18 protein-coding genes and 1 pseudogene are annotated in these 25143 nt (G+C 44.3%); 9 read left to right on the top strand and 10 right to left on the bottom strand.

Features of this window, described 5'->3' with window-relative positions:
* Positions 1–39: 39 nt before the first annotated feature.
* Positions 40–960: a LysR family transcriptional regulator gene (locus tag LEPTO7376_RS13235; protein WP_015134678.1), complete on the bottom strand. Its 921-nt coding sequence runs from the start codon at positions 958–960 to the stop codon at positions 40–42.
* Between the two features lie 212 nt (positions 961–1172).
* On the opposite strand from LEPTO7376_RS13235, the gene LEPTO7376_RS13230 reads away from it, so the two are divergent.
* Positions 1173–3248, top strand: a complete 2076-nt coding sequence (locus LEPTO7376_RS13230) for an S-layer homology domain-containing protein (protein WP_041765546.1) — start codon at positions 1173–1175, stop codon at positions 3246–3248.
* 67 nt (positions 3249–3315) lie between these two features.
* Positions 3316–4575 (top strand): pitrilysin family protein, encoded by a 1260-nt coding sequence (locus LEPTO7376_RS13225; RefSeq protein ID WP_015134676.1) that lies wholly within the window; start codon positions 3316–3318, stop codon positions 4573–4575.
* Here LEPTO7376_RS13225 and LEPTO7376_RS13220 read toward each other — a convergent pair.
* A complete protein-coding gene (locus LEPTO7376_RS13220) occupies positions 4572–5339 on the bottom strand; it encodes a PD-(D/E)XK nuclease family protein (RefSeq protein ID WP_015134675.1) in 768 nt (255 codons plus the stop codon). The genes LEPTO7376_RS13225 and LEPTO7376_RS13220 overlap by 4 nt on opposite strands.
* A 130-nt stretch (positions 5340–5469) precedes the next feature.
* Between LEPTO7376_RS13220 and recJ the strand changes: the two genes are divergently transcribed.
* Complete coding sequence (gene recJ, locus LEPTO7376_RS13215; RefSeq protein ID WP_015134674.1) at positions 5470–7785, top strand: single-stranded-DNA-specific exonuclease RecJ; 2316 nt, start codon at positions 5470–5472, stop codon at positions 7783–7785.
* 31 nt (positions 7786–7816) lie between these two features.
* Positions 7817–8752: an AEC family transporter gene (locus LEPTO7376_RS13210; RefSeq protein ID WP_015134673.1), complete on the top strand. Its 936-nt coding sequence runs from the start codon at positions 7817–7819 to the stop codon at positions 8750–8752.
* A gap of 143 nt (positions 8753–8895) precedes the next feature.
* Here the strand turns inward: LEPTO7376_RS13210 and LEPTO7376_RS13205 are convergent, their stop codons facing one another.
* From LEPTO7376_RS13205 to LEPTO7376_RS13185, 4 genes and pseudogenes are all read right to left on the bottom strand, one after another.
* Positions 8896–9753, bottom strand: a complete 858-nt coding sequence (locus tag LEPTO7376_RS13205; protein ID WP_015134672.1) for an IS982 family transposase — start codon at positions 9751–9753, stop codon at positions 8896–8898.
* Positions 9754–9832: 79 nt separating this feature from the next.
* Entirely contained in the window at positions 9833–10351 is a 519-nt protein-coding gene (locus LEPTO7376_RS13200; RefSeq protein ID WP_015134671.1) for a PTPA-CTERM sorting domain-containing protein, read from the bottom strand.
* A 250-nt stretch (positions 10352–10601) separates the two neighbouring features.
* Positions 10602–11472 (bottom strand): annotated as a pseudogene (locus LEPTO7376_RS29100) (IS630 family transposase).
* A gap of 420 nt (positions 11473–11892) precedes the next feature.
* Positions 11893–12210, bottom strand: coding sequence for a hypothetical protein (locus LEPTO7376_RS13185; RefSeq protein ID WP_015134670.1), 318 nt, complete (start codon positions 12208–12210; stop codon positions 11893–11895).
* A 244-nt stretch (positions 12211–12454) separates the two neighbouring features.
* Between LEPTO7376_RS13185 and LEPTO7376_RS13180 the strand changes: the two genes are divergently transcribed.
* The 3 genes from LEPTO7376_RS13180 (at position 12455) to LEPTO7376_RS13170 (ending at position 16252) form a co-directional block, all read left to right on the top strand.
* Positions 12455–13078 (top strand): VWA domain-containing protein, encoded by a 624-nt coding sequence (locus tag LEPTO7376_RS13180; protein ID WP_015134669.1) that lies wholly within the window; start codon positions 12455–12457, stop codon positions 13076–13078.
* Positions 13079–13211: 133 nt separating this feature from the next.
* The gene (locus LEPTO7376_RS13175; RefSeq protein WP_015134668.1) at positions 13212–13424 is read left to right on the top strand and encodes a DUF2839 domain-containing protein; all 213 of its coding nucleotides are present in this window, start codon (positions 13212–13214) and stop codon (positions 13422–13424) included.
* Between the two features lie 380 nt (positions 13425–13804).
* On the top strand, positions 13805–16252 hold the full coding sequence (locus LEPTO7376_RS13170; protein ID WP_173391206.1) for a glycogen/starch/alpha-glucan phosphorylase: 2448 nt from the start codon (positions 13805–13807) through the stop codon (positions 16250–16252).
* A gap of 160 nt (positions 16253–16412) precedes the next feature.
* On the opposite strand, the gene amt is transcribed toward LEPTO7376_RS13170, so the two are convergent.
* The 4 genes from amt to LEPTO7376_RS13150 all read right to left on the bottom strand — a co-directional run bounded on the left by amt (position 16413) and on the right by LEPTO7376_RS13150 (position 21349).
* Entirely contained in the window at positions 16413–18971 is a 2559-nt protein-coding gene (amt, locus tag LEPTO7376_RS13165; protein WP_225901102.1) for an ammonium transporter, read from the bottom strand.
* 158 nt (positions 18972–19129) lie between these two features.
* A complete protein-coding gene (gene proA / locus LEPTO7376_RS13160; protein ID WP_015134665.1) occupies positions 19130–20428 on the bottom strand; it encodes a glutamate-5-semialdehyde dehydrogenase in 1299 nt (432 codons plus the stop codon).
* Positions 20429–20588: 160 nt separating this feature from the next.
* Positions 20589–20927 (bottom strand): carbon dioxide-concentrating mechanism protein CcmK, encoded by a 339-nt coding sequence (locus tag LEPTO7376_RS13155; RefSeq protein ID WP_015134664.1) that lies wholly within the window; start codon positions 20925–20927, stop codon positions 20589–20591.
* Positions 20928–21040: 113 nt separating this feature from the next.
* A complete protein-coding gene (locus tag LEPTO7376_RS13150) occupies positions 21041–21349 on the bottom strand; it encodes a carbon dioxide-concentrating mechanism protein CcmK (protein WP_015134663.1) in 309 nt (102 codons plus the stop codon).
* A gap of 396 nt (positions 21350–21745) precedes the next feature.
* Here LEPTO7376_RS13150 and LEPTO7376_RS23600 point away from each other — a divergent pair, with 396 nt between their 5' ends.
* Together LEPTO7376_RS23600 and LEPTO7376_RS13140 are read left to right on the top strand one after the other, a co-directional pair.
* Complete coding sequence (locus tag LEPTO7376_RS23600; RefSeq protein WP_015134662.1) at positions 21746–24331, top strand: adenylate/guanylate cyclase domain-containing protein; 2586 nt, start codon at positions 21746–21748, stop codon at positions 24329–24331.
* A 22-nt stretch (positions 24332–24353) separates the two neighbouring features.
* Positions 24354–25121: a Ser/Thr protein kinase gene (locus LEPTO7376_RS13140; RefSeq protein ID WP_015134661.1), complete on the top strand. Its 768-nt coding sequence runs from the start codon at positions 24354–24356 to the stop codon at positions 25119–25121.
* Positions 25122–25143 lie beyond the last annotated feature (22 nt).

The raw sequence follows: 25143 nt of genomic DNA, 5'->3' as shown, positions 1-25143 counted from the left end.
TTTGCCAATTTTTCATTTGATTACAAGCAAAAAAAAAATCTAAGCAATAAGCTGTGAATTATTCGGCGCTTTAGCAATACACTGCATCACTTGGCTGCAGAAATACTGAATAGGCGGAATTTCAAGGCGATCGCTGGTTGTTACGAGCACAACTTCCCGGAAATCTTTAGCATCGGCGAGGGGGACGACAACTAAGTCAGGGTCACGGCGCGCTTCAATTAAAGCAGATTGAGGTAGAAGCGCTAACATATCGCCCTGACGGACAACTCCTCGGAAAGCGTCAAGGCTATTCAGTTCAACGGTTGTACCAGTGGTTAAACCTTGTTTATTGAGCTGTTCTTGCACATAGCGCTGCATGCCATAGCCATCTTTAAAGACAACCTGTGGATAGTTCGCCAAATCCCGCCAACTTAAGCTTTTATGGGAAGCAAGGGGATGCTCATGACTCACTAAAACCTCAATACTTTCGCGGTAGAGAGGCTGCACGATCATGTCTGGACTCGCCGTCAGAAATCGATTATTCATCACGATCGCCACGTCGATCAGATTATCCCGCAATACTTTCAGGGCGCGATCGCTACCAAGGGCAGTAATACGCAGTTGGGTCTGGGGATACATCCGATAAAATCGCTTGAGCACAGGGGGCAGATGGTAGGCACAAACAGAATGAATCGCCGCAACGCAGAGTTCAGATTGCTTACCGGAGATCAACTCATCAATTTCTTGTTTTGCATTATTCCAACTGCTACAAATTCTGCGGGCATAGGGCAAAAACCTTTCGCCAGCCAAGGTGAGCTTGACTTGAGCATTCCGGTGAAAAAGTGGTGTCCCAACAATACCTTCTAAACTCTGGATCTGTCGGCTCACCGTGGATTGGGTAACGCGGCATTGCTTTGCGGCTTGTCCAAAATTTCCTGTCGCGGCGATCGCCAAAAATGCTTCTAATTGCTCCAGTCTCATACTTCCTTCCCCTCATATTGATGATAGTTAGTCATCCATTGATGATCTTAATGCATCACTTCCTTAAGATTTTGTTAAAAATAATACTTTTTGGCCAGAGTGTCATTTTTTGAGCGGCAAAAGAATACATTCTGTAAATCCTGTCGGAAAAACCGTGGCGAATCCCAGCAAGAATTTATGATGGATGCGTCAATCCCTTTCTTGCCATGGCGATGATGCAGCAAAAGCTCTATGTAAATCCAGAAATCGGTGACGACGAAAATAGCGGTAGTCAGGAGAACCCTCTCAGAACCATCTCCACTGCCATCAAACGGTCAACATCGGATTGTGTCATTCACATTGCAGCAGGGAACTACACCCGGAAGCGTGGCGAACTATTTCCGTTGATTTTGCCGAGTGGTGTGCAATTGATCGGTGATGTAGCAAGTCAGGGGCATAGCGTCACGATTCGCGGCAGTGGCATCTACAACAGCGATCGCCTCAAAACTCAAAATGTGGCGATCGCCATGTTATCCGGCAGTGCTCTGAAAGGGGTCACAGTCATTAATCTCGAACGTAAAGGGACAGGGGTTTGGATTGAGGAAGGTCGCGTTGAAATCGAAAATAATTGTTTTCAGCATTGTCGGCGGGAAGCAATTTTTGCGGCAGGCACCAGCAAAGCCCTCATTTTTGACAATCTTTTTCTCGACAACAAGGGCAATGGCATTTTTATGGCGAATAATGCCAAGGGAGAAATTTGTCATAACCAATTCCAAGGCAATCAATATGCGATCGCCCTGAATGAACAAGCAGCACCCTTTATTGCCCATAACCGCATTGCTCAGAATCAAATCGGCATTTTTATTGCGAAGCAAACCCAGCCTGTCCTCCGCCGCAATCTCATTGAAAACAATCATGATTTTGGTGTTGTGATCAGCGGTAATGCCCAGCCTGATCTCGGTCTAACTCAAGACCCTGCGGGCAATATTATTCGCCAAAATTTAGAGGCTGATCTCCGCAATAAAACAGACGACGTAATTGTCTCTGTCGGCAATGACCTTAATCCAGTCACCACAGCGGGCATGGTGGAATTTGCGGCAGCCACTGTCCCCATCACAAAAATGGGAATGACTCCTTTCCGGGATGTGCTGAGCCATTGGGCAGAACCCTTTATTCAAGTATTGGTTGAAAATCGTTATTTACAGGGATTTCCCGACGGCACTTTTCGGCCAGACGCACCGCTCACCAGAGCTGAATATGCGGCATTATTGGCTCGCTGTTTTGATTTACCGCGCCCTCTCGGTGTACAGGATGCCGAGTTTGCAGATATTGCGTCAGATTTCTGGGGTAAAAATGCGGTAACTAAGGCTGTGACGATGGGTTTCCTCGTCGGCTATCCCGACGATACCTTCCGGCCTCAGGCTCCTCTCACTCGTTTACAAGCAATCATTTCACTCGCAAAGGGATTGGGGTTAAAAGATGGCAATCCTAAAGTGCTCCAAGCCTATGGCGATCGCCCATTAATTCCCAGCTATGCCCTCAATTCCGTCGCTGTCGCCACCCAAAATCGCCTAGTGGTTAGCTACCCGAAAACGGATCGCTTGCAGCCATTACACGACATTACGCGGGGAGAAATCGCGGCTCTATTGCACCAAGCTCTCGTCATCAATCAAAAATTACCCCTCCTCAATTCTGAGCACATCGTCGAACCGCTGCCCTATCTCCCCACTTTTAGCGATGTCACTTACCATTGGGCAAAACCTTTCGTCACGGCGATCGCCAATCTCGGATTAGTGCAAGGCTATAAAGATGGCTCCTTCAGACCGGATGCTCCTCTCAAACGAGCCGAATTCGCAGCCTTGCTCAGCGATATTTTTGCACCAAACCCTGTTCGCCCAGCCAAAAACTTCTTCGATATTCCCGCAGATTTTTGGGCAGCCACAGCCATCCAACAGGCTTATCGTGGCGGATTTCTCTCGGGCTTTCCCGACCAAACTTTCCATCCCCACCAAGGCTTACGGCGAGTTCATGTCATTCTTGCCCTTGCTAATGGTCTCAATTTGCCATCAGCCCCCCAGAGCGTTTCTTTAAACCAATATTTGGATGTCAACGAAATCCCGGAATATGCCAATGAAGCTGTTGCTGCATCCACTCAAGCTGGTCTCATCGTGAACTATCCTGACCCAAAAATTCTCAACCCCAACGGAGAGGCAACTCGTGCTGAAGTGATTGCCCTCTGCTACCAAGCTTTGGTCTATCTTCAACGCGCCGCCCCAGTAGACTCCACGGCAATCGTTAACGTCACTTAGGGGTCTGATTAAAACTCTCGAAAGAAAGGGTTATGATGGACGCACAAAAATTGTTGCGGTATCATCTTTGCCCTATTCTCCCCAGCCGAACCCAGCCGAAATTTTCACGCTCGATAATGGTTTACAGGTGATCCATCAATATCTGCCCGCCTCGTCTGTGGTGGTGAGCGATATTTGGGTAAAAGCCGGGGCGATCGCCGAGCCGCCGGAGTGGGAAGGTATGGCTCATTTTTTAGAGCATATGGTATTTAAAGGCTCTGATCAGGTGTGTCCGGGGGAATTTGACCACATCATCGAAAATCGTGGCGGCACGAGTAATGCCGCAACCAGCTACGATTATGCTCACTTTTTTATCACCACAGCCCGCGATCAGCTCAGTGAAACATTACCCTACCTCGGCGACATTTTACTAAATGCCACCATTCCTGACGAAGAGTTTATTCGTGAGCGATTGGTGGTTCTCGAAGAAATTAACAGCAGCAACGATGATCCCGACTGGCTCGGTTTTCAAGCTTTAAATCAGACGCTATATCAACAGCATCCCTACGGGCGTTCGATTCTCGGTCATGAGGAGCAACTGTGTGACTACACACCGAATCAAATGCGTTGTTTTCATCGCACCTATTATCAACCGCATAATATGTCGATCAGCTTAATTGGCAATATTCAGGCAGAACCTGCCATCGAGTTACTTGAAACAGTCTTTGCAAAGTTTCCAGTCCCCGCCGAATGCCCTGCATTTAATGTGGAAGCTGAACCGCCTTTGATTTCGCCTCGCCGTAGTGATGTGCGGTTTCCCAATATTGAAGTATCGCGCCTAATGATGGGTTGGCTCTGTGATGGCATCGAAAATTTTGATGATGCGGTGGGATTAGACGTGCTGTCGGTCATTCTTGCGGGCACCATGTCATCTTGGCTCGTGCAGGAACTTCGCGAACAACGTCATTGGGTATTGGATATTAGCAGTGGATTCTCGTTGCAACGGGATTCGAGTTTATTTACGCTCCAGGCTTGGCTCAATGAAGAACATATCTCGGATGTAGAAAGCGTGATCGGCGATCGCCTCACTTATTTGCAAAACCATACGGTGTCCGAAACAGAATTAAATCGCGCAAAATCAATTCTCTGCAATGACCATATTTTCTCGATGGAAACGCCCAGTCAACTCGCCGGACTCTATGGCTACTATCACACCCTCGGGCAGCTAAATTATGCCCATATATATCCACAACTGGTACGCCGTTTAACCGTTAATGATTTGCAACGGCTCGTCCGCCAATATTTATCACCAGAACGCTGCGCTGTTGTTACAGTAAATCCTTGCTAAATTTCAATAATCTCACTAGTTTCTAAGAGTTGTTCAAGGCCTACTTCTGAGAGTAGGGACTGGGGCGATCGCCGACTACTTTTTTGACTAAGACAATACCAACAATCAGTTGGCTCAAAGTGTTGAAAAAATATATTTTTCTCGAAGTAGTTATCAAGACTTTTTGTGAGCATTTCGAGGAGTTGATTTAATTCGGACTCAATTTTTTGATGCCAAATATACGAGTATTTAAAGGTTGAAGATTGAGGAGGTTTACCAGCTTCAATAAACCAATAAGTCATCGACAAATCATCAGGATTATAATCCGTTTTTTCTGCCATCAAATATAAATATAATTTTGTTTGCCAATGATTTTTTAGGCGGTCAGGTTGTTTCGGTTGGCGGTAGGTTTTCCAGTCATGAATTTCGAGACCATCACCTCGAAAGAGAACCCAGTCACAAATAATCGTCAATAAGAAATCTTGTTTCAGTAGGGTCTGGCGATACTCTGCAACGGAATGGCGATCACCACTTTGTATTTGAAAGTAAGGGATTTCTGCAAGTAATGATTGCACCGACTTTTTGAGCTGCTCATCATCAGTGATTTGCTCTAATGGAAAGCCAGAATGGAGCTGCTGCATCGCAAGGTGAAATCGAATCCCCCATTCTTGTTTTTGCTGTTGGACAGGATTTAGGGGAGTCGCTAATTGATCGAGGTAAGCATTCTGAAAACTAGGTGGACAATCTTGAAATTTCTGGAGATGCGCTTGGGAAACATAAAACATGATTTTCGGCAGTTTTTCTCTCTATTTTTCGCGGCATGACCTATCAAAATCAACTATCGCTTTTACAATAATAAAGTATAGAAATCCCTGAATTTTTCCATCACTAAAATTCACTTAGCCAATCCCATTTATGTCCCCAACAACTTGGCAGCTTCCAGCAAATTTTGATATCCCACAAACCTTTATCGAGCAGGTACAAACCCTAACCGATGGACGCGGCGATCGCCACCTCACTCAATTGTTATGGCAGCGGGGTTTTACCGAAGAGAATCAAGCAGAATTACTGGGGTTTCTAACGCCGGATCACTATCAACCCACCTCGCCATTTGACTTTGGGCAGGAAATGAAGCGGGCGATGCGACGGCTAGTACAGGCGATAAATCAAGGAGAGAAAATTGCGATTTGGGGAGATTTTGATGCGGATGGTGTGACAGCCACCAGTGTTCTTTGGGAAGGGTTAGGACAATTTTTCGAGCAGAAAACGCAGCTCACTTATTATGTCCCCAATCGTCTAACGGAATCCCACGGCCTAAATAATGCTGGAATTGAACAATTAAAAAATCAGGGCATAACTCTAATCGTCACTTGTGATACGGGCAGTACCAATTTGGCGGAAATCGCCTATGCCAAAGAGTTAGGCCTCGATATTATCGTCACTGATCACCACACCCTCCCGAATGATCGTCCCGATGTATTAGCGATTATCAACCCGCGTTACTTTGCAGAAAATCACCCGCTTTATCATTTATCTGGGGTTGCTGTTGCCTACAAACTCGTCGAAGCGCTCTACGAAACATTGCCTGATATTCCGACTCAACCTGTCACAAATTTGTTGGATTTAGTCGCGATTGGGTTGATTGCAGATTTGGTAGCACTGAAAGGAGATTGCCGTTATCTGGCGCAAAGGGGAATTCGTCAACTCCAAAAACAATTAAATCCGCAAACAGTTGTCCATCCAGGGATTAAATTTCTCCTCGAAGCTTGCCGAAAAAATGGCGATCGCCCTACCGATATTTCTTTTGGGATTGGCCCTCGTATTAATGCGGTGAGCCGGATTCATGGGGATGCCAGTTTTTGTGTGGAGCTGCTGACTAGCCGTGATTTGAACCGTTGTCGAAGATTGGCAGAGCAAGCAGAATCGGCAAATACCCGCCGCAAAGAAATTCAAAATGTAGTTGTCCAGCAGGCAAAAAAACAAGCTGCAACGTTTGATTTATCCACCACTGGGGTTTTAGTTTTAGGCGATCGCCAATGGCAGGGGGGTGTGCTGGGTTTAGTCGCAAACCAAGTGGCACAGGAATTTGGGCGACCGACAATTTTATTAACCTATGACCGCGACCAAGACCTCTGGAAAGGCTCCGCACGGTCAGTTCAGGGCATCGATTTATATGAACTCGTCCATTCCCAAGGGCATTTATTGCATCGATTTGGCGGACACCCTTTCGCTGCAGGATTAAGCCTAAAACCTGAAAATCTTGAGCTTTTCAAACTCGGCATTAATCAAAAAGCGCGGCAATTATTGGGCGATCGCGCAGGGCAGACAGGCAAACAAATCAAGGTTGATTTAGTAGTAAATGTAGGGGAATTAGGTGCGGGGCTATTCCGCGAACTCAAATGCCTCGAGCCCTGTGGTATGGGCAATCCTGTCCCAAAAATTCTCGTTCAAAATTGCGGCTTAGAGATCACCAAATTCCATAAACTCCGCGATAAATTTAACCGAAAACTGAATTATTACAAAGTGGATTTTTTGTTATGGGATGACACAGGGGAACTTGAGGGGATTTGCTGGGGAAAACATCCCGACGAAATCCCGCAGGGAAATGGCTACGATCTTGTGGTGGAGCTGGATATGGTGAGCATTAACCCCAGAGAACAAAAATCGATCGTGAGATTGGAGGCGATCGCCCCAAGCACCAACGTAATGCAACAAGACTCGTCTTTTAATAATCTCGTTGATTTCCGCCAAGAAACAGCATTGAAACTCACTAAAAAACAATATGTTATCCAGCAGGACTGCCCGATCACTTGGCAAGATTTACATGATAATTATCATCGCGCTCGTCAAAAATCAAAGCCTTTAGCGTTGGCCTATAACTCACCAAAAATTGTCGATGCCGAGGAGGCTTTTAAAGTATTAATCGGCATCGCCAAATATCTTGTCCAACACAAAAAGATTATCCCTCTAGACGCAGTTCGAGAAAAAATAGGCTGTGGCGATCGCCTGCTCAAACTTGCTTTAGAAGCCTTAATTAATTTCGGTTTTAGTTATGAATTTACCGACGACAAGCTGAATATTAAAGCTATAGACAAACAATTTAAACCCGAAAAAATCACCCGCTTTCAAACTACTTTTGCCGAAGAGAAATTTCAACAACAATACTTTTGTGATGTGCCGCTCCCCGTTATCCAACAAACCTTAGAACTATCGCCTACAGATTTAAGTTAACGTCAGTAGCAAACCCAATTTTCAGATCTCAATGAGCATTATTCTGATTCAACTGGCGGCAATCTACGGCAAACTCGGACTCGGTATTGGCGCAGGCTGGATCTTCGGGAAATTTTCTTCTGAGGCGATCGCCAAAAAGATTGGTCAGTGGCTCTTTTGGGTTGGCGTGCCGATCAGTGTTTTTGCCTTTGTGCGACAAATCGATTTGAGCGGTTCTATCTGGTTAGCACCCGCTGTTGCATGGCTTGCGATGGGTTTATGTCTAGGGTGCGCATGGCTTTGGCTACGCTATACACCCCACGATCTCGATAAGCCAGCCCAAGGTAGTTTTTTACTCAGCTCAACCATCGGCAACACAGGCTATCTCGGCTTTCCCATCAGTTTGGCGATCGCCGGAGAATCGATGTTTGGCTGGGCGTTATTTTATGACTTGCTGGGCAGCTTACTGTGGGGCTATGGCATTGGTGTGATGGTAGCCGCTTACTATGGCGAAAAAGAGAAAACCTCAGTTGCCAAGATTATCGGCAAAATGTTTACCCAAGCAGCAATTAATCCCGCTATTTGGAGTTTGATATTGGGTTTGGTTTTTCGTGGTATCGCTTTTCCGAATCTTCTCGAACAAACCCTACATTACATTGCGTGGACTGTAATCGCTCTGGCGATCGCCCTCATTGGCATGCGTCTCAGTCACCTCAAAAACAACGCCAACATCACCCAAATTCGTAGCAGCTTATCTATCAAAATGCTGCTTATCCCTCTCATCTTTGCGTTGCTCCTTCCCCTATTTGATGTGCCTCGCAATATTTGTCTTGCCCTACTACTCCCTATGGCAATGCCGCCTGCCTTTGCTACCCTCATCGTCAGCGAAACCTATCAGCTTGACCAAGAATTAAGCGTTTGCTCCCTTGCCACAGGAACCTGTTTACTCCCTTTTACCCTACCGATTTGGGTTATCTTATTCAGCTAAGATCAATCAACAGTTCCCCGCTATCACCAAATCCAAACAAAGAAAAACTCCCATCTAAATGATGAGAGTTTTTAAGGTTATTCACTTAAGTTAAGCGTTGAAAATTTTTATTTAACGTGAGTTCTGGATAAGGAATGATAGGTCTAATCAAGCTGTAAAGAAGGTTTTTTGGGTTGATGGCAGTAAGCAATCAGCCCACACAGCAAGTTCACACAAAAGTTTGTGGGACTGCGATGTCGGGAATGTTCAATCTGTGAGATGTTCTTCAGTTGGTCAATAACTGTCTCAATCAAAGCCCGCTTACGAGCAAAAAGTTTATCTTGATAAACCATCAAATGATGCTTCATATTTCGACGAGGTTTAGCCATTAGGGTCACCTCATGTTCCTCTTGAAGATGCTGGGCTAAAGATTGTGAGACATAGCCTTTATCGGCAAAGACTTTACCCCATAAGTCTTGCCATAACTCCACTATAGGTTGGCGGTCATCGGTATTTCCGGGCGTCACTTGGACGTTGAGTAATTCTCCTCGCTCATTGATGACCAGGTGTAGTTTGAAGTCGAAGAACCATCCCACCGAAGTCTTGCCCCTTGCCGCGCAACCTTCAAAAACACGGTGTTGAGAGATACGGCGATTATGGCAAACCTTGATGCTGGTGGCATCAATGAAGCTAATACCAGTGCATTGTCCGAAGCATCGTCGCAGATATGTACAGAGAGGAATCAAGCTCGAAGGTATCCATGTCACAAAGCGTTGATAGCTCACAGCTAGAGGAAACTCTTGTTGCCAATCGCATTTCACCTTGATGAGATAGAAATGCTTGAAATTTCGATAGTAAGATTGATGGAAAGCAATGAGAATAGTCATCACCTCACTCAGACTGAGGCTTCTCTGACGGCGACGGTATTTTTTGCCAGAGCTGAGTAACGCTTGATGCCATAAGGGTTCAAAGACTTGGCAGAAATCATCAACATGGCAAAACAGAGCCTCTAGACTGGACATGGGAGAAAGCCGTGGATTCGTTACAACTTCCACGATATGGGCTTTCTCCTTTTCTTTCCTTATCCAGAACTCACGTTATTTAAGCCTCTTCAGATTCTTCATCTTTGCGACGACCAGCCGCAGCAAATAAACCACTAATTACAGGCAATACAGCCGCAGGTGTCGGTACTTGTTGGACGGCATAAACAGTTAATTTGGAGATCGTAAAATCATCATTGAAATTAGATGCACGAAACCGCAAGACACTACCTAAAGGAACAGATGAATCAAAGCTGAAAACTCGATTATTACCAACACCAAGGATATCTGTATCAGGCAAAATCACATTCCCATCTACGGAAAAACTAAAATCATCATTGAATCCAACCCTTGAAAAGACGACTGAAATTGATTGAACAAGCTCACTCCCAAAATCAAAATCAATGAATTCATTAGGGTTAGCTGCAGCATCAACTTGATTTGGGATGTCATTAAAGATTCCAGGTTTCTGAACAAATAAGCCACGGTTATCTCGTCCAAGTCGACTAGTGGGGATAGTACTTACGTCGACCGTTAAACCGCCTTCAGTAAAAGCTTTTGAAACACCAACAGGCAGCACTGCATTCGGCCCTCTGAAGTCGTAAATAATTTACAATTCATCAGCAGGTTTAGCTAGAACTACGAAGGCGATCGCAGCAACGGAGACAGATAGGGCAAACTTATTCATATCGACAAACACCCATGTAATAGGGAGATGTATTTTTCAGATCGCACTTAGGTGACTCCTTGTATAGGCAATTACATAGAGTTCTTCAATTTAAAAAAGCAAGCTTCACGAAATCTTTAAAATATAGCAGCGAAGGAGAAGGTTAGGACATAGAACAGAAGGCTATTCTGATGGCATCGAACAAATCCTCAGTCTTCTTGATGAGCTTACTTACCTCCTTCTTTAACCTCCCCCAAAACTTCTCTATCTTGTTCAGGTGTGGTGAGTAGGGTGGCAAAAATATCACTTCACATCCTGCCTTCGCCACCAATGTTTGTATTCTTTCCTTTGGATGAACACTGGCATTATCCAGAATAATAATTTGACCCGGAATCAACTCTGGCACTAAGCAATCCTCTACCCATTGGCAAACTAAGGCGCTGTTGGCATAGCCCTCAAATACCATCGGTGCTATCTGCTCTCCCTCTCGCCATCCTCCAATCACGCTAACTCGTTCTGTACGATGACCTAACTTCTCTGCGATAAACCTCTCTGACTTATGGCAGTAGCCATACCCATAATCTAAGGTATTATCAAATCCACTTTCATCGATATATACGAGTCGTTCTTGGACATACTGCTTCAGTTGTGCCACAAATGCTTTTTCTAATTCTTTATCTCTCTCTTGATATCGATAGGTCTTTTTTTCGAGTAAATTCAATTTTCCGTAGAGCTTCACGTCTGGATGCATCACTAATAGACTCTGGCCATTTCTCCGCCATTTCCTTCTGGGTTAGATGCCCATATTCCTCTGCAAAAGCACGAAAAGCATCTAGATCATTAATCTTCGGTTGAGGGCCTCGACGGTAATCTGTCTTCGGAGCGACTGAACCGATTTTCTCTCGTCGTTTCAGCCACAGGTCTAGCGTATTTCGGCTAATACCAAAGAAGCGACAGATATCACTTTTTCGTTCACCTTTATCGAAGGCGGCAACAGCTTTTAGGCGTAAATCAAGACTATGGGGAGCAGGCATGGCATCTATGTTTATTGCTTCTATCCTATTCTGTCTTAACCCACTCCTTGCCTGCTATATGCTCATCTTAGCTTTATAAAAACAGTCTTTTTCTCTGATTATCAGATATTTTCTTCATCGGAACTTCATATGTAAAAATTTTGTTAACGCAAAAATAGCTCAACTTTTCTTAAATATAAATTCCGTTCAGGCCAACCAAAACAATCATCTCCCAAGACACAAATAACAATTGAGATAGAAGATTAAATAATTTGTTTTGTCTTCCGAGTAGTCAAGTTCACAAAAAAAGGCGACCTATACAAGTCACCTTTTCTAGATTTGGAATAATTCAACTTTTCGGAAGTCACTCAACAATTCACATAGCAGAAAAAATCATGGTTTTCCAAATACACAAAAATCGCGGCTACTGCCAAAACTAATTTAAGTCGCAGAGGAAGCCGTTTTACTAGAAAGCTTTTGTCGTTTATTTGATGTTTTTGATGTTTCAGTCGCCTCAAGGGGAACAAATTCAATATGGTTGAATAGCGTTGTCACAAAGGCAAAGAGCAAAAATGGCAGAGACAAAATAACCACTAGAGCAACTGTTGCAAGAGCATAAACCTGACGTGTTGCACTCCATAATGCCAAAGTTGAAGCTAGGCTTAAGAAAATTACAATTAACCAAACAATAATTTGCCCATAGATATCCCCAAATGTAAGCGTGCAGATCATTCTGTACTTCTGATTCTCATTATCCATAACTTTTTCTTTAGATTCTCAAAAAAATATCAATTAAAATGTGCAGATGTTGTTTCGGTTGTAGACGATTTACGACGATGATTTGGGACAACTGCAATATCAATTAACAAAAAAATAAGCTTTTTCAAACCATCGTCAAATCATGAAAAAGTTTTTTGTGGTGTTGTCGAAAAATGCGGCATTTTCTTACTAAGTTCGATATCCTGAAAAGCGTAAAAACACTCAGATGCTGTGGAGACAGACAATGGCAGAGGCATCTTTAGTTGAAAACCGAGATTATACTCTAATCATCGATAAAAGCGGCAGTATGTGTACCAGTGATCTGCCCGTCAAAAACAAGACACGCTGGCAGGCAGCGCAGGAGTCAACATTAGCCCTTGCTCGCACTTGTGAAAAGATCGATCCAGACGGGATTACGGTCTATCTCTTTTCCGGGCGTTTCCGTCGTTATGACAATGTGACTGCCGATAAAGTAGTGCAGGTTTATGCCGAGAATGATCCAATGGGTCGAACAGATCTTGCGGGTGTGTTGCAGGACGCGCTAGACAATTACTTTTCGCGGAAATCTAGTGGTGAAGCGAAGCCTAACGGCGAGACCTTTCTCGTAATCACTGATGGCGAGCCGGACGATTGCAAGGCGGTAATGCGGGTGATCATTGATGCAGCTAACAAGGTTGATCGGGATGAGGAAATTGGGATTTCCCTCATTCAAGTAGGTGGCGATCGCAAGGCTACAGCTTACCTAAAAGCACTTGATGATCAGCTCGAACAAGCTGGTGCAAAATTCGATATTGTCGACACGGTAACCATCGACCAGATGAATGACATGTCCTTAACAGAAGTTCTCTTAAATGCCTTGATTGATTAGGTGTTTGACGGGGGTTTGTAACTTTATCTTCGGGACGGCGATCGCCTCTCAAAGACTTTGATATCATATCGGCACGATTGAGCCAGTCTCACAATAATCGCGCACCTATTCTCGTAGAATCAAAGGGATAATCATGGGAGAAGCCAAACGCCGCAAAAAGAAACTGGGGGATAACTACGGCAAAGAAGAACGCCTTTACCCTTGGTTCCCTCTAACCAAAAGCCAAGCAGAAAATGCGTACAATCTCACCACAAAAGGAGCTTGGATTGGCATCGGTCTGATGGTTGCCCTATGGGTCACTGTCCGCGTCATTGGTCCTGGTCTAGGATGGTGGGCAGTAGACTAAAGTAGACCACTATAAAAAGCTTTAGAATCAGAATATTTCGTCACAGAAACTCATTAGTCTTGACAATGTCATGTTCCATTAACCCATCTTTTGCAGGATTAATGGAGACACAGCAAAATGAGATTTGTGACGGTGATTAATTTGGATAAAACCAATTAATTTGAAACCTCACATTGCAACTATTTCTGATATTTGAACAGTACTTGAATAACTATACTTGTCGCTTCAGCAAACCCGAAGGAATTTGTCTGAGCATTATCAAACGCCGTTAGTTACGTTAGGAGTAATAAATTATCGTGCAAACTCAACCCTCATCCTCCTCTATCAATAGCAGCACTCTCAGTATTGAGAGTTTACAAGCCAGCGGCGAGCGTACAGGGATGGATAAAGAAAGCCTACGCCGAGCATTTTTTGAACATTTATTTTATTCAGCAGGCACCGACAAAGCTGATGCCAAATTACGAGACTATTACATTGCATTAGCCAATGTTGTTCGCGATCGCCTACTACAGCGTTGGAAAAAGACAGAAGAAACCTACCTCACGAAAAATGCGAAGAGGGTTTGTTATCTCTCCGCTGAGTTTCTGATGGGGCGCTACCTTGGCAACAACATGATTAGCCTCGGTATTTACGAAACCATCGGCGAAATGCTCGATGACGATGGCATCAAACTAGAAGAAGTTCTCGAACAGGAAGTTGATCCCGGCCTTGGAAATGGTGGCTTGGGTCGTCTAGCCGCTTGTTTTCTAGATTCCCTTGCCTGCCTAGAAGTGCCAGCGATCGGCTATGGTATCCGCTATGAATTTGGTATTTTTCATCAATATATCCGCAACGGTTGGCAGGTAGAAGTTCCCGATAAATGGCTCCGCAATGGCAACCCATGGGAAATTTGTCGCCAGAACGATGCTCTCGAAATCCCTTTTGGTGGACACACAGAGGTTTACCATAGCGAAAAAGGTCATCCTTGTACTGTCTGGGTACCAGCGCGTCGCGTTAAAGCACTGCCCTACGACACCCCTGTCCCTGGCTACAACAACAATACTGTCAACGTTTTGCGCCTCTGGAGTGCTTCTGCGGCAGAGGATGAAGGCTTTGATTTTGAAGCATTTAATGCTGGAGATTATGACGGTGCAGTAGCCAGTCAAATTTCTTCAGAGAATATTTCGAAGGTTCTCTATCCCAATGACAATACGCCCCAAGGTCGCCTGCTCCGTCTAGAGCAGCAGTTTTTCTTTGTGTCAGCGTCATTGCAGGACATGATTCGCTCTCACCTCAAGAAGCAGCCGACCTTAGATAACTTCTTTGATTTCTATACGATTCAGCTCAATGATACCCACCCGGCGATCGCCGTTGCGGAGTTGATGCGACTCTTAGTTGATGAGCAAAATGTACCTTGGGATCGTGCTTGGTTTATCACCCAGAAGACCCTCGCTTACACAAACCACACCCTATTGCCCGAAGCATTAGAGCGCTGGCCCGTCGAGATGTTTGAGCATCTATTGCCTCGACACCTAGAGATTATCTACGAGATCAATTTCCGCTTTATCGAGAATCTCAAAACATGGTACGCCGGAAACGATAACCTTGAGGAACTCATCAATGAACTCTCAATTATCGAAGAGTACCCTCAAAAATCAATTCGGATGGCGAACCTTGCCTGTGTGGGTAGCCATGCCATCAATGGTGTTGCAGCACTACATACACAACTGCTCCAATCAGATACTCTTAAAGGCTTTGCAAGTATTTGGCCCGAGAAATTCTTTAACAAAACAAACGGTGTCACACCCCGTCGTTGGATTCGTCAATGTAATCCAAAACTCACAACATTAATCTCCAGCAAGATTGGGGATCAGTGGATTAGCCACTTGGAGCAGGTGCAGAAGATCGAAGAATTTATTGACGATCCTGTGTTCCGTAAAGACTGGGCAGCGATCAAACATGCCAACAAAGTGAAACTCGCTGAATATATAAAGCAGCACAATGGCATTGAGGTTAACCCCGATTCCATCTTTGATATTCAAGTGAAGCGTATTCACGAATATAAGCGTCAGTTACTAGATGTGTTGTACATCATCACCCTCTACAACCGCATTAAAGCCAATCCAAGCGTTGATATGGTTCCCCGCACCATGATTTTTGGCGGTAAGGCAGCGCCTGGATACTTTATGGCAAAACTGATTATTAAGTTAGTCAATGCCGTTGCAGAAGTGGTTAACAATGACCCGCAATGTTGCAGTCGCCTGAAGGTTGTCTTCCTCGAAAACTTTAATGTCTCCCTTGGTCAAAAGATCTATCCAGCAGCGAATTTATCTGAGCAGATCTCCACTGCGGGTAAGGAAGCGTCTGGAACAGGCAACATGAAGTTTGCGATGAATGGTGCACTCACTATCGGTACGCTTGATGGTGCAAACATCGAAATTCGCGAAGAAGTCGGTGCAGACAACTTCTTCCTCTTCGGTATGACGGCGGATGAAGTCTATAGCTTAAAGGCGAATGGCTATAATCCAATGCATTATTACCACAGCAATAATGAGCTGAAAGAAGTTATTGACCGCATTGCACGGGGTGATTTCTCCCACGGTGATACTGAAATGTTTAAGCCGATTGTAGATTCTCTCCTACACAGTGATCAGTATGTTCTATTGGCTGATTTTGGCTCTTATATCCAATGCCAAGAAAAGGTTTCTGCAGCTTATAAGGATCAGGATAAGTGGACAAGAATGTCAATTCTAAATGCGGCACGAGTTGGGAAATTCTCTTCTGACCGCACAATTGATGAGTATGTGCGAGAAATTTGGGACGCAAAAGCTGTTCCTGTTTCTCTCTAAACTAAGAACATTAATTAAATAGCAAATTATTCAATATATGAGCAGTATCCTGAAGCGTTTAGGATACTGCTTTTTTAGGATTAAACTAACTTCAAATCTTTCATCCAGATTGAACGTACAGAAGCGTTAATGTGTACGCTCAACTAGTTTTTAAGCATCTCTAGGATTCAGACGTTTGAGGAGCACATTTCAAGAGAGCCTCAATCAACAGTTCAACTTTAATTGGCTTACTCACAAAGTCATCCATCCCGGCCTGATAGGCTTCGGCAATATGTTCACTCATTGCATTGGCACTAAGGGCAATCATACGAGGGCGATCGCCAGGAGAATATTTTTCACAAATATTTCTGGCAGCTTCCAAACCGCCCATTTGGGGCATTAGCAAATCCATTAAAATCACATCGTAGCGTTCATTCTCAAGACATTCCAGAGCTTCAAGTCCATTTTGAGCCAAGGTCATTTCATAACCCAAACGTTTTAGGAGCTGGCGAATAATAGTTTGGTTAATTCTGTTATCTTCAGCGACCAAAATTCGGAGTGGATGCTGTTCACCGAGGGGAGTCTGCAGATCAAGTTTAGTAGGGCTAGCCGTTACTTTAGATTTCTTGGTCGTTAGGTTTTCAAGCAATTCGAGCTCAAAACTAAATTCACTCCCTTCTTGGAAAACACTTTTCACTTTTATTTCGCTCCCCATAATCTTGAGAAGCTTTTGGCTAATCGACAAGCCAAGTCCTGTACCTTCGGCATTTTTTTCGCGATCGCCCGCCTGCTCAAAAGGTTTAAATAATTTTGAAAGCTTATCCGGCTCCAGACCGACACCTGTATCTTTTACACAAAAAAGCAATTTCACAACGGAAGACTCATTGGCTTGTTGGCGTCTCAATAATTTCACTTCGAACTGAACACTTCCCTGTTCCGTGAACTTAATAGCATTCCCCAATAAATTTAAAATGACCTGCTTTAAACGCAACGCATCTGCAACAACTGTTTGGGGCAGATCAGGATCCAGCTTTGAAGAAAAGGTTAATCCTTTTTGCTCAGCTGACGCGCCAACCAAATTGATAATGTCTAGTAAAAAAGTGGAGAAAGCAAAGGCATTTGGAGCAAGCTCAAGTTTTCCAGCTTCAATCTTTGAGAGATCCAAAATGTCATTGATCAACTCCAGCAAATGTGATCCAGATTGATGGAGTAGAGAGACATTATCTAACTCTTGGGGATCAAGATTAGGTGAATTTTCTAAGAGCTGGGTTACACCTAAAATGCCATTGAGGGGAGTGCGCAATTCATGACTCACGTTAGTTAAGAACATGCTTTTGGCAATATTTGCCGCCTCAGCCTTGTCTTTGGCGATCGCCAACTCTTCGTTAGTCTCCTGTAGAGAACGAGTACTAACCGAAAGAGCTTCAATTAACTGGTTATATTGCAAGGCAATCAAACCTGCTTCCGTAAAGGGTTCAATCGTTAAACGCTCATCCAAATCTTCTGTCTGCGCTTGGTGGGCGATCGCCAACGAGAGATCATAAAAATCATTATGGGCTGAATGCTCAGATATATTTAAACCAATTTTTTCATCTTCAAAAGAAACCCTTAAAGGAAAAAAAGAATTCACCCATTTCAGAATGACCCATGTCGCTCCAAACGACCAGAGAAAACAGACACCAGCACCTAAAGCTTGGACAGCTAACTGGGATAAACGATTTAAACCAGTATCCAAAAGCACAGGGTCAGCAAATAGTGCCACAGCGATAATGCCCCATATCCCTGCGCCACCATGGACGGCGATCGCCCCGACAGTATCATCAATCTGCCGATATTCAAGATAATCCTCTACCATCACCATTGCCAAAGTGGCAATCATCCCAATAAAGAAAGACTGGGATGTATTGATAGCATGGCAGCCGGCTGTTACCCCAACCAATCCTGCCAAGGTGCCGTTCATCACCGTTTCCACTGCAGGTAAACGATGCCGCCGCCAACTTACGACACAACCCATGAGCATCCCGCCGACACCTCCCAAAATGGTGTGCACCATAATCAGAGGAACCTGATCATTTAAAACTAAAGTGCTGCCTGCATTGAAACCGAGCCAACCCAGCCACAGCAACATAATGCCCAACATCGACAACGGTAAACTTGAGCCTTGGATTTTATGCGATCGCCCCTGTTCATCAAACCGGCCTTGTCTTGCCCCGATTACGATCACTGCGGCCAGTGCAATCCCTGCTCCGACCCCATGTACGACTGAAGAACCCGCAAAATCGATATACCCTAAGCGCTCTAGCCAACCGACTTTCGTACCACTAAAGATGCCGTTCCATACCCAATGTCCAAACAATGGATAAATAACACTGGAACTCAGAACAACGATTAGCAAATAACCTTCAAACTTCAGACGTTCTGCAACCGCCCCTGACACAATGGTTGCAGAGGTGCTGCAAAACATCGCTTCAAAAAAGAAGAATGCGGCCAATAATGATTCCCGGTCAACATCGATAACAAAACCATTGCCGCCCAGTAGCCCAAATATTGATGTCCCAAACATTAGCCCAAAACCAAATATCCAAAACAGGGCAATGGACAGACCAAAATCAATGAGATTTTTGAGAGCGACATTTATATTATTCTTTGAGCGGGTTAAACCAGACTCTAAGCACATAAAGCCAGGCTGCATCAAAAAAACTAACCCAGAACATAACAGCAGCCATTGAATATCGATCATAAATGGCGGTTTCCCAATCTCCATGATTTATACGCTACTAATATTACGGGTGATGTTTTTCTGGGGAAATCGCGACTGATAACGATTCGTATCACGACCATGCGTGATCGACATCACATGTGCAGCATGGTGATGATCACATTGCATAATCAGCCCACTTAACGTTCAGAGGGGAGATCCCGATGGGTAAAAGATTTCGCCTGGTCACCCGTATAAGTCGCAGCAATTTGACCATTACCAACTAGATGATATTTATACGTAACTAATCCCTCTAAACCAACGGGACCCCTAGGAGGCAAGGTTTGAGTACTGATACCAACTTCCGCACCAAAACCATACCGGAAGCCATCAGCAAACCGTGTTGAGCAATTATGGTAAACCCCAGCAGCATTCACCTCATTGAGGAATTTCTGAGCTGCATTTGCATCTTCCGTAATGATGCCATCCGTATGCTTAGAGCCATAGGTATTAATATGGGCGATCGCCGCCTCAAGATTTTCGACCACCTTAATAGCGAGGGTGAGATCACTATATTCAGTGCGCCAATCGTCTTCCGAAGCAGGATTCACATGAATAAACTTTTGGGTTTCATCATCTCCCCGCAGTTCAACATTGTTCGCTTGGAGTGCCACAGCAATTTGAGGCAAAATATCACCGGCAATTGCCAAATCAATCAGTAGCGTTTCAATGGCATTACAAGCGGCTGGATAATGCGTTTTCGCATCGACAATAATCGGAATAGCCTTACTTAGATCTGCTGCTTGATCCACATAAATATGACAAATACCATCAGCATGGCCCAAGACGGGAATATTCGTATTTTGCTGCACATATTGCACGAAAGCATTAGAGCCGCGAGGAATAATCAAATCGACATATTTATCGAGAGAAAGCAATGTTTTAATCTCTTCTCTCGTCGTCAAAAGAGTCACTGCATCAGGTGAAACAGTTGTTGTTTGCAATGCTTCTTTAATGATTTCAGTGAGCACAGAACAGGACTGAATCGCCTCTTTTCCCCCTTTTAAAATGACACCATTACCAGATTTAATCGCCAAGCTTGTAATCTGAATGAGTGCTTCAGGACGCGCCTCAAAAATAATGCCTAAAACTCCCAGAGGACAGGTCACTCGTTTCAAGATCAAACCATCATCCAATTCTCGGTGAATCTGTAGATGCCCCAATGGATCAGCCAGATTAATCAAATCTCGAATCCCGGCGATCGCCGAATCGAGTTTACTCGCGCCAAGCTTCAATCTTGCGTAGAGAGCCGGTGCAATACCATCCTTTTCTGCTGCGGCACAATCCTGTTGATTGGCTGCCACAATCCGATCTTTATTCTTTTCTAGCCCTGCGGCGATCGCCGCCAAAGCCCCATTACGCTGAGCTAAATCTAAAACACCCAATGCTTGAGCTGCTGCACGGGTTTGCTGAGCCAATGCCAATAAATCCTGATCCATGCTTCCATGCCTCCTCAGTCTTCAACAAAGAAAAAATTAATGCCTACGGTTATTACTACTTAAATTGTGGATTAAAACTTGACCAATAAAAAAAGCCCATCATTGTGGGCTCCTATCGGAAATACTATAAAGATAAAAAAGTCTTTTCAAAATTCCTTCGTTAAGGTGCCGCTGTCCCTTCTGCATTGGAGCGATATGGCTCCGACTCTGGCGTGTAGTCAATCGGTAAAATTGCACAGACGTTAGGATGGGGACGAGGAATAATCACCCAAGTTTCGAGAACACCGCCTTCAGCTTTCTCAACAGCTTCAATGCCAGCAGCCATAGCTGTTTTCACTTCGGAAACATTACCGCGGATATTGATATTAAAACGAGCACTACCCACACGGATATAGCCCACAAGCGTAACGCGGCCTGCTTTTACCATCGCATCCGCCGCGGCAAGTACTCCGGGAAAGCCTTTTGTTTCGAGTGATCCAACCGCAGACTGAGAGGGCATATAGTGTCTCCTTTATTGAATATATTAGTAAAACTTATTGATACTTAGTTCATTATCCAAGCACATATTATTGACCAATCTGGTCAAAATACCAAGGTTTTTTCTGAATAAACCTAGGTTCGGTATTGATTTGCAGCTTCGGTATATTCCAGTGGGAGAATCGTGACCACATTATCTGGAGGATTTGGAACGGTGTAGTGAGTCGTGACTTCACCGCCAAAGATTTCTTCTGCTGCCCTGAGTCCTGCTTCCATTGCTGGTCGAACTTCTGAGGTTGTACCACGGATCACCACCATGAAATTACCTCGTTCTGCTTTATCAAAAAATACGATGGTGACGCGACCGGCTTTGACCATAGCATCGGCAGCGGCGAGGACGGCGGGGAACCCTAGGGTTTGAATTACGCCCACGGCTTCTTGCATTGTTTCGAACTCCTTGGTATGTGGTGGCAGGAGTACATTGTCCCACATCCTTCACCGATGTTTATGAATTACTCTGAAAAGTCTGTCATAGGGTGGTAAGGGGATTCAGACTTATAATTACGGAAGAAATTCAGTATTTATACTGATGGTGTCAAACTTTTTATGCATAATGATGACGTTGCTAGGGCGATGCTATTTTTGAGACCGTATAATCATGACAAAGCAGCATTATTAATGGTCAAGCTTCGTCATTAAATCCGGTTTATTTATTTTTTCCTAGCTATCTGTAATTGGGTATCTTTCTGCATCTTCGTCTTTCGTTTTTCGGGTTATTTGTTACATCGTCTTTTTCATCAGGGTATAGGCATTGAACACCACCACATTACACCTTAGGGAATGAAGTTTTTTGCGCGGAGTTTGACGTTTAAGTTGGTAGGGTATTTTTCTACTCTATCGCTGTTGACGGTGTCTGCGGTAGGGGCGATCGCCCTGTTAGAAAGCCGAAAGACGTTAAAACGCTCGATCTATGAACAGTTAGAGACAACAACAAATTTACAGAAACAAACCATTGAGAGTTGGTTTAAAAATCAGCAGGAACATTACATTGCCCTCAGCCAAAATTCGCAGCTGAAATTATTCATGGGCACGTTGCTAGAAGAAACAGCAACGGCAGAAGAACGAGAAAAGGCACAGCAAGGATTATTTTTATTGCTCCAACAGGAGACAATGACGACGCCCAGTATTCGAGAGTTGATGATTCTCGATGAGGAGCAAGGCACAGTTCTCTTTTCAACGAAGCCTCAAAATATCGGCGCTCGCTATGGCGATGAGAGCTTTTTTCAGGACGGGCGTCGTGAGTCAACAGTGCAATATCCCCGCCAAGAGGATGGTGATTTTATTTTTAGCCAACCGATTAAGGGCTCATTTCAAGAATTTATCGGGGTATTAGTTGTCCGGCTCCAATCTTCTGATCTTGCTGAGACGGTTCTACAAATTCATGAGCCTGAAGCTTCTCGGTTTAATTACATTGTGACGACGGATGGCTATCTATTATCCGACCATGTGCCCTTGTTGGCAGCCTCGCAGAATGAACAAAACGCAAAGATACAAGAGGCGATCGCCGGAGAAAGTGGGCAGGCTGTCTACGAGAATTTATTAGGTGAAACAGTTTTTGGACTCTATCGTTGGCTCCCAGAATATAAACTCGCCCTTTTTGTTGAGTTGGAACGAGACAATGCTCTTAAACCATTACAAGCCTTAGTCTGGAAAGTTATTGTCTTTGGCGGAGTGGTTATCTGTTTTGCGATTGGTGGCAGTGTGCTGATCGCGCGATTTATTACAAAACCGATCCTCGCAATTAAAGACACAGCAATCGAAGTTTCCCAAGGAAATTTAGAACTGAAAGCCCCCAAATTCACAGAGGATGAGGTTGGGGTACTTGCCGATGCGTTTAATCAGATGACCGAGGAGTTTGAGCTGCTTTATGGTGAGTTTAATGACCAAGTCACCCAGCTTGAGATGGCGGAAATCTCTGCCCAGCATAGTTTTTATGAGTTACAAAAGGAAAAAAAGAAAGTTGATGAAGTCAAATCTCAGTTAGAACATGCCAATGACGAAATTTCAAAGCTGAATGATCGTCTAAAAACAGAAAATATTGGTTTGGCCGCCGAGCTTCAGGAAACCAATGACCGCCTAAATCAGTTCCTTGAGGCCATTCCAGTGGGGATTCTGGTCTTTGATGGTGGTGGTAATCTCGTTTACTTTAATCGCAAAGCACAGCGACTCTTGGTCGGAACAGAAAATGAAGAGGTGGCGATCGCCGAAATTTCGAATTATGCTCTCCGCTCAACGGAAACCCATGTGGCCTGTAAGCCTGAGTTGCGATTAGGACAACGCGCCCTACGCTTTAAACAGAGTAATACCTACGATGATGTCGAAGTTTATCGCAATCAACAGATCATTCCGATTGAGGCTTGGGAAACACCGATTTTAAATGACTACGGCACAGTCAGATATGCCATTGTTGCGTTCCAGGACATCACCGAAAGACGTCAAGCAGAGCAAGAAAAACAAGAATATACCCATAAATTGTGGCAGCTCAATCAGGCCAATGAACGGTTTGTGCCACGCCAGTTTTTGCAGCTCCTCGATAAACACACTATTGTCGATGTACGTCTCGGAGACAATGTCCAAAAAGAAATGACTGTGCTCTTTGCGGATATTCGTGGCTTTACGGGCCTGAGTGAAAAGATGAGCCCAGAGGATAATTTCAAGTTTATTAATGCATTCCTCTCGCGGATGAATCCAGCCATCAGTCGCCATGCAGGTTTTATCGATAAGTATATTGGCGATGCAATTATGGCGTTATTTAGTCGCCCGGCCCACGCAGATGATGCATTACAAGCGGCGATCGCCATGCTCCGCACCCTTGATGATTACAACAAAACGCGACAACGTCCTGATCGACGACCCATTCGCATTGGCTTAGGCTTAAATTCCGGCTTAATGCGTTGTGGCACAGTAGGTGGCGAACAGCATATGGAAAGTACGGTGATTAGTGATGCGGTCAATCTAGCATCCCGTTTAGAACGTCTTACCAAAATTTATCGCACGTCACTGCTGATTTCCCACCACACATTTTTGCGCCTCGAAAATCACGATCATTATCATATTCGTCTTATCGATAATGTCACCGTCACAGGCAAATCCATTGCGGTCAGTGTGTATGAAGTATTTGATGCTGATCCTCCGGCGATCGCCGCAACCAAAAAAGCCAATCGTGTCACCTTCGAACAGGCATTTGTGTTGTATCGCCTTAAGCAATTTATTAAAGCCCAAAAGCTCTTCCAGCAATGTCTCAACCATTGCCCCGAAGATTATGTCAGTCAGCTCTATGTAGAACGCTGTCAGCAGAATATGATGAATAAATTGATGAAAAAATCGCTGCCTACAGAGCCGTATCTTGATGGTGGCAAACTTTAAAAAATAGATTTCATTCGCATTCGTGGCAGGCTCGCAATTTTTAACGGAAGACCAGGAAAATCAACTTTTGGGCTATCCTCGCATTTCGCCAGTAGAGCAACAAGCAAGGAGGCAAGAGCTCACCGCATTCGGTCTTGAAGGAATCTGTCAGGCAGGTGAACAATCTCTCTGCGACTTACAAATTTTAGGATTGGGCTATGTGGGTTTAGTCGTTCTTGTCATTAGAGAAGGCAAACAATTTGCCCTAAAAATCCGCCGTACTAATGCAAAGCGAGAAAGTTTACTCCCAGAAGCCAAAGCAATTCGACAAGCCAACAAAGTAGGTGTTGCTCCCAAGATTTATCAAGCTAGTGATAACTTTATACTGATGGATTTTATCGAGGGAAAATCATTTTTAGAGTGGTTACAATGGGCGATCGCCAAATACCCAACCTCAATTATTTTGGATGTAATAAATAATCTTTTAGAACAAGCATATAAACTCGATCAAATCGGCTTAGATCGCGATGATATGAAGTGCATTACCAAGGATGTGATTGTAACTGCAACACATCAACCTGTTCTCTTGGATTTTAGTAATGCCAGTGGCGATCGCCGTCCTCAGAATGTCACGGCTTTGGTGCAAGGATTGTTTTGGGGGAGTGTCATCGCGAAGTATCTCAAGCCATTATTGCCGCACTGTAATCAAGAACAATTATTATCTCATTTACGCCACTATAAAGGTCACCCAAATCGCACTAACTTTGACACTCTGAAACAGGCGATCACTTTGTCCTCACTGAATCTTTAATAAAGAAGAAATTCATTTTTTG

This window comes from [Leptolyngbya] sp. PCC 7376, from assembly GCF_000316605.1.
In the GTDB taxonomy this organism is placed as follows: domain Bacteria; phylum Cyanobacteriota; class Cyanobacteriia; order Cyanobacteriales; family MRBY01; genus MRBY01.
Note: the sequence above shows the minus strand (reverse complement) of the source record. Positions and strands in the feature narration are given on the sequence as shown.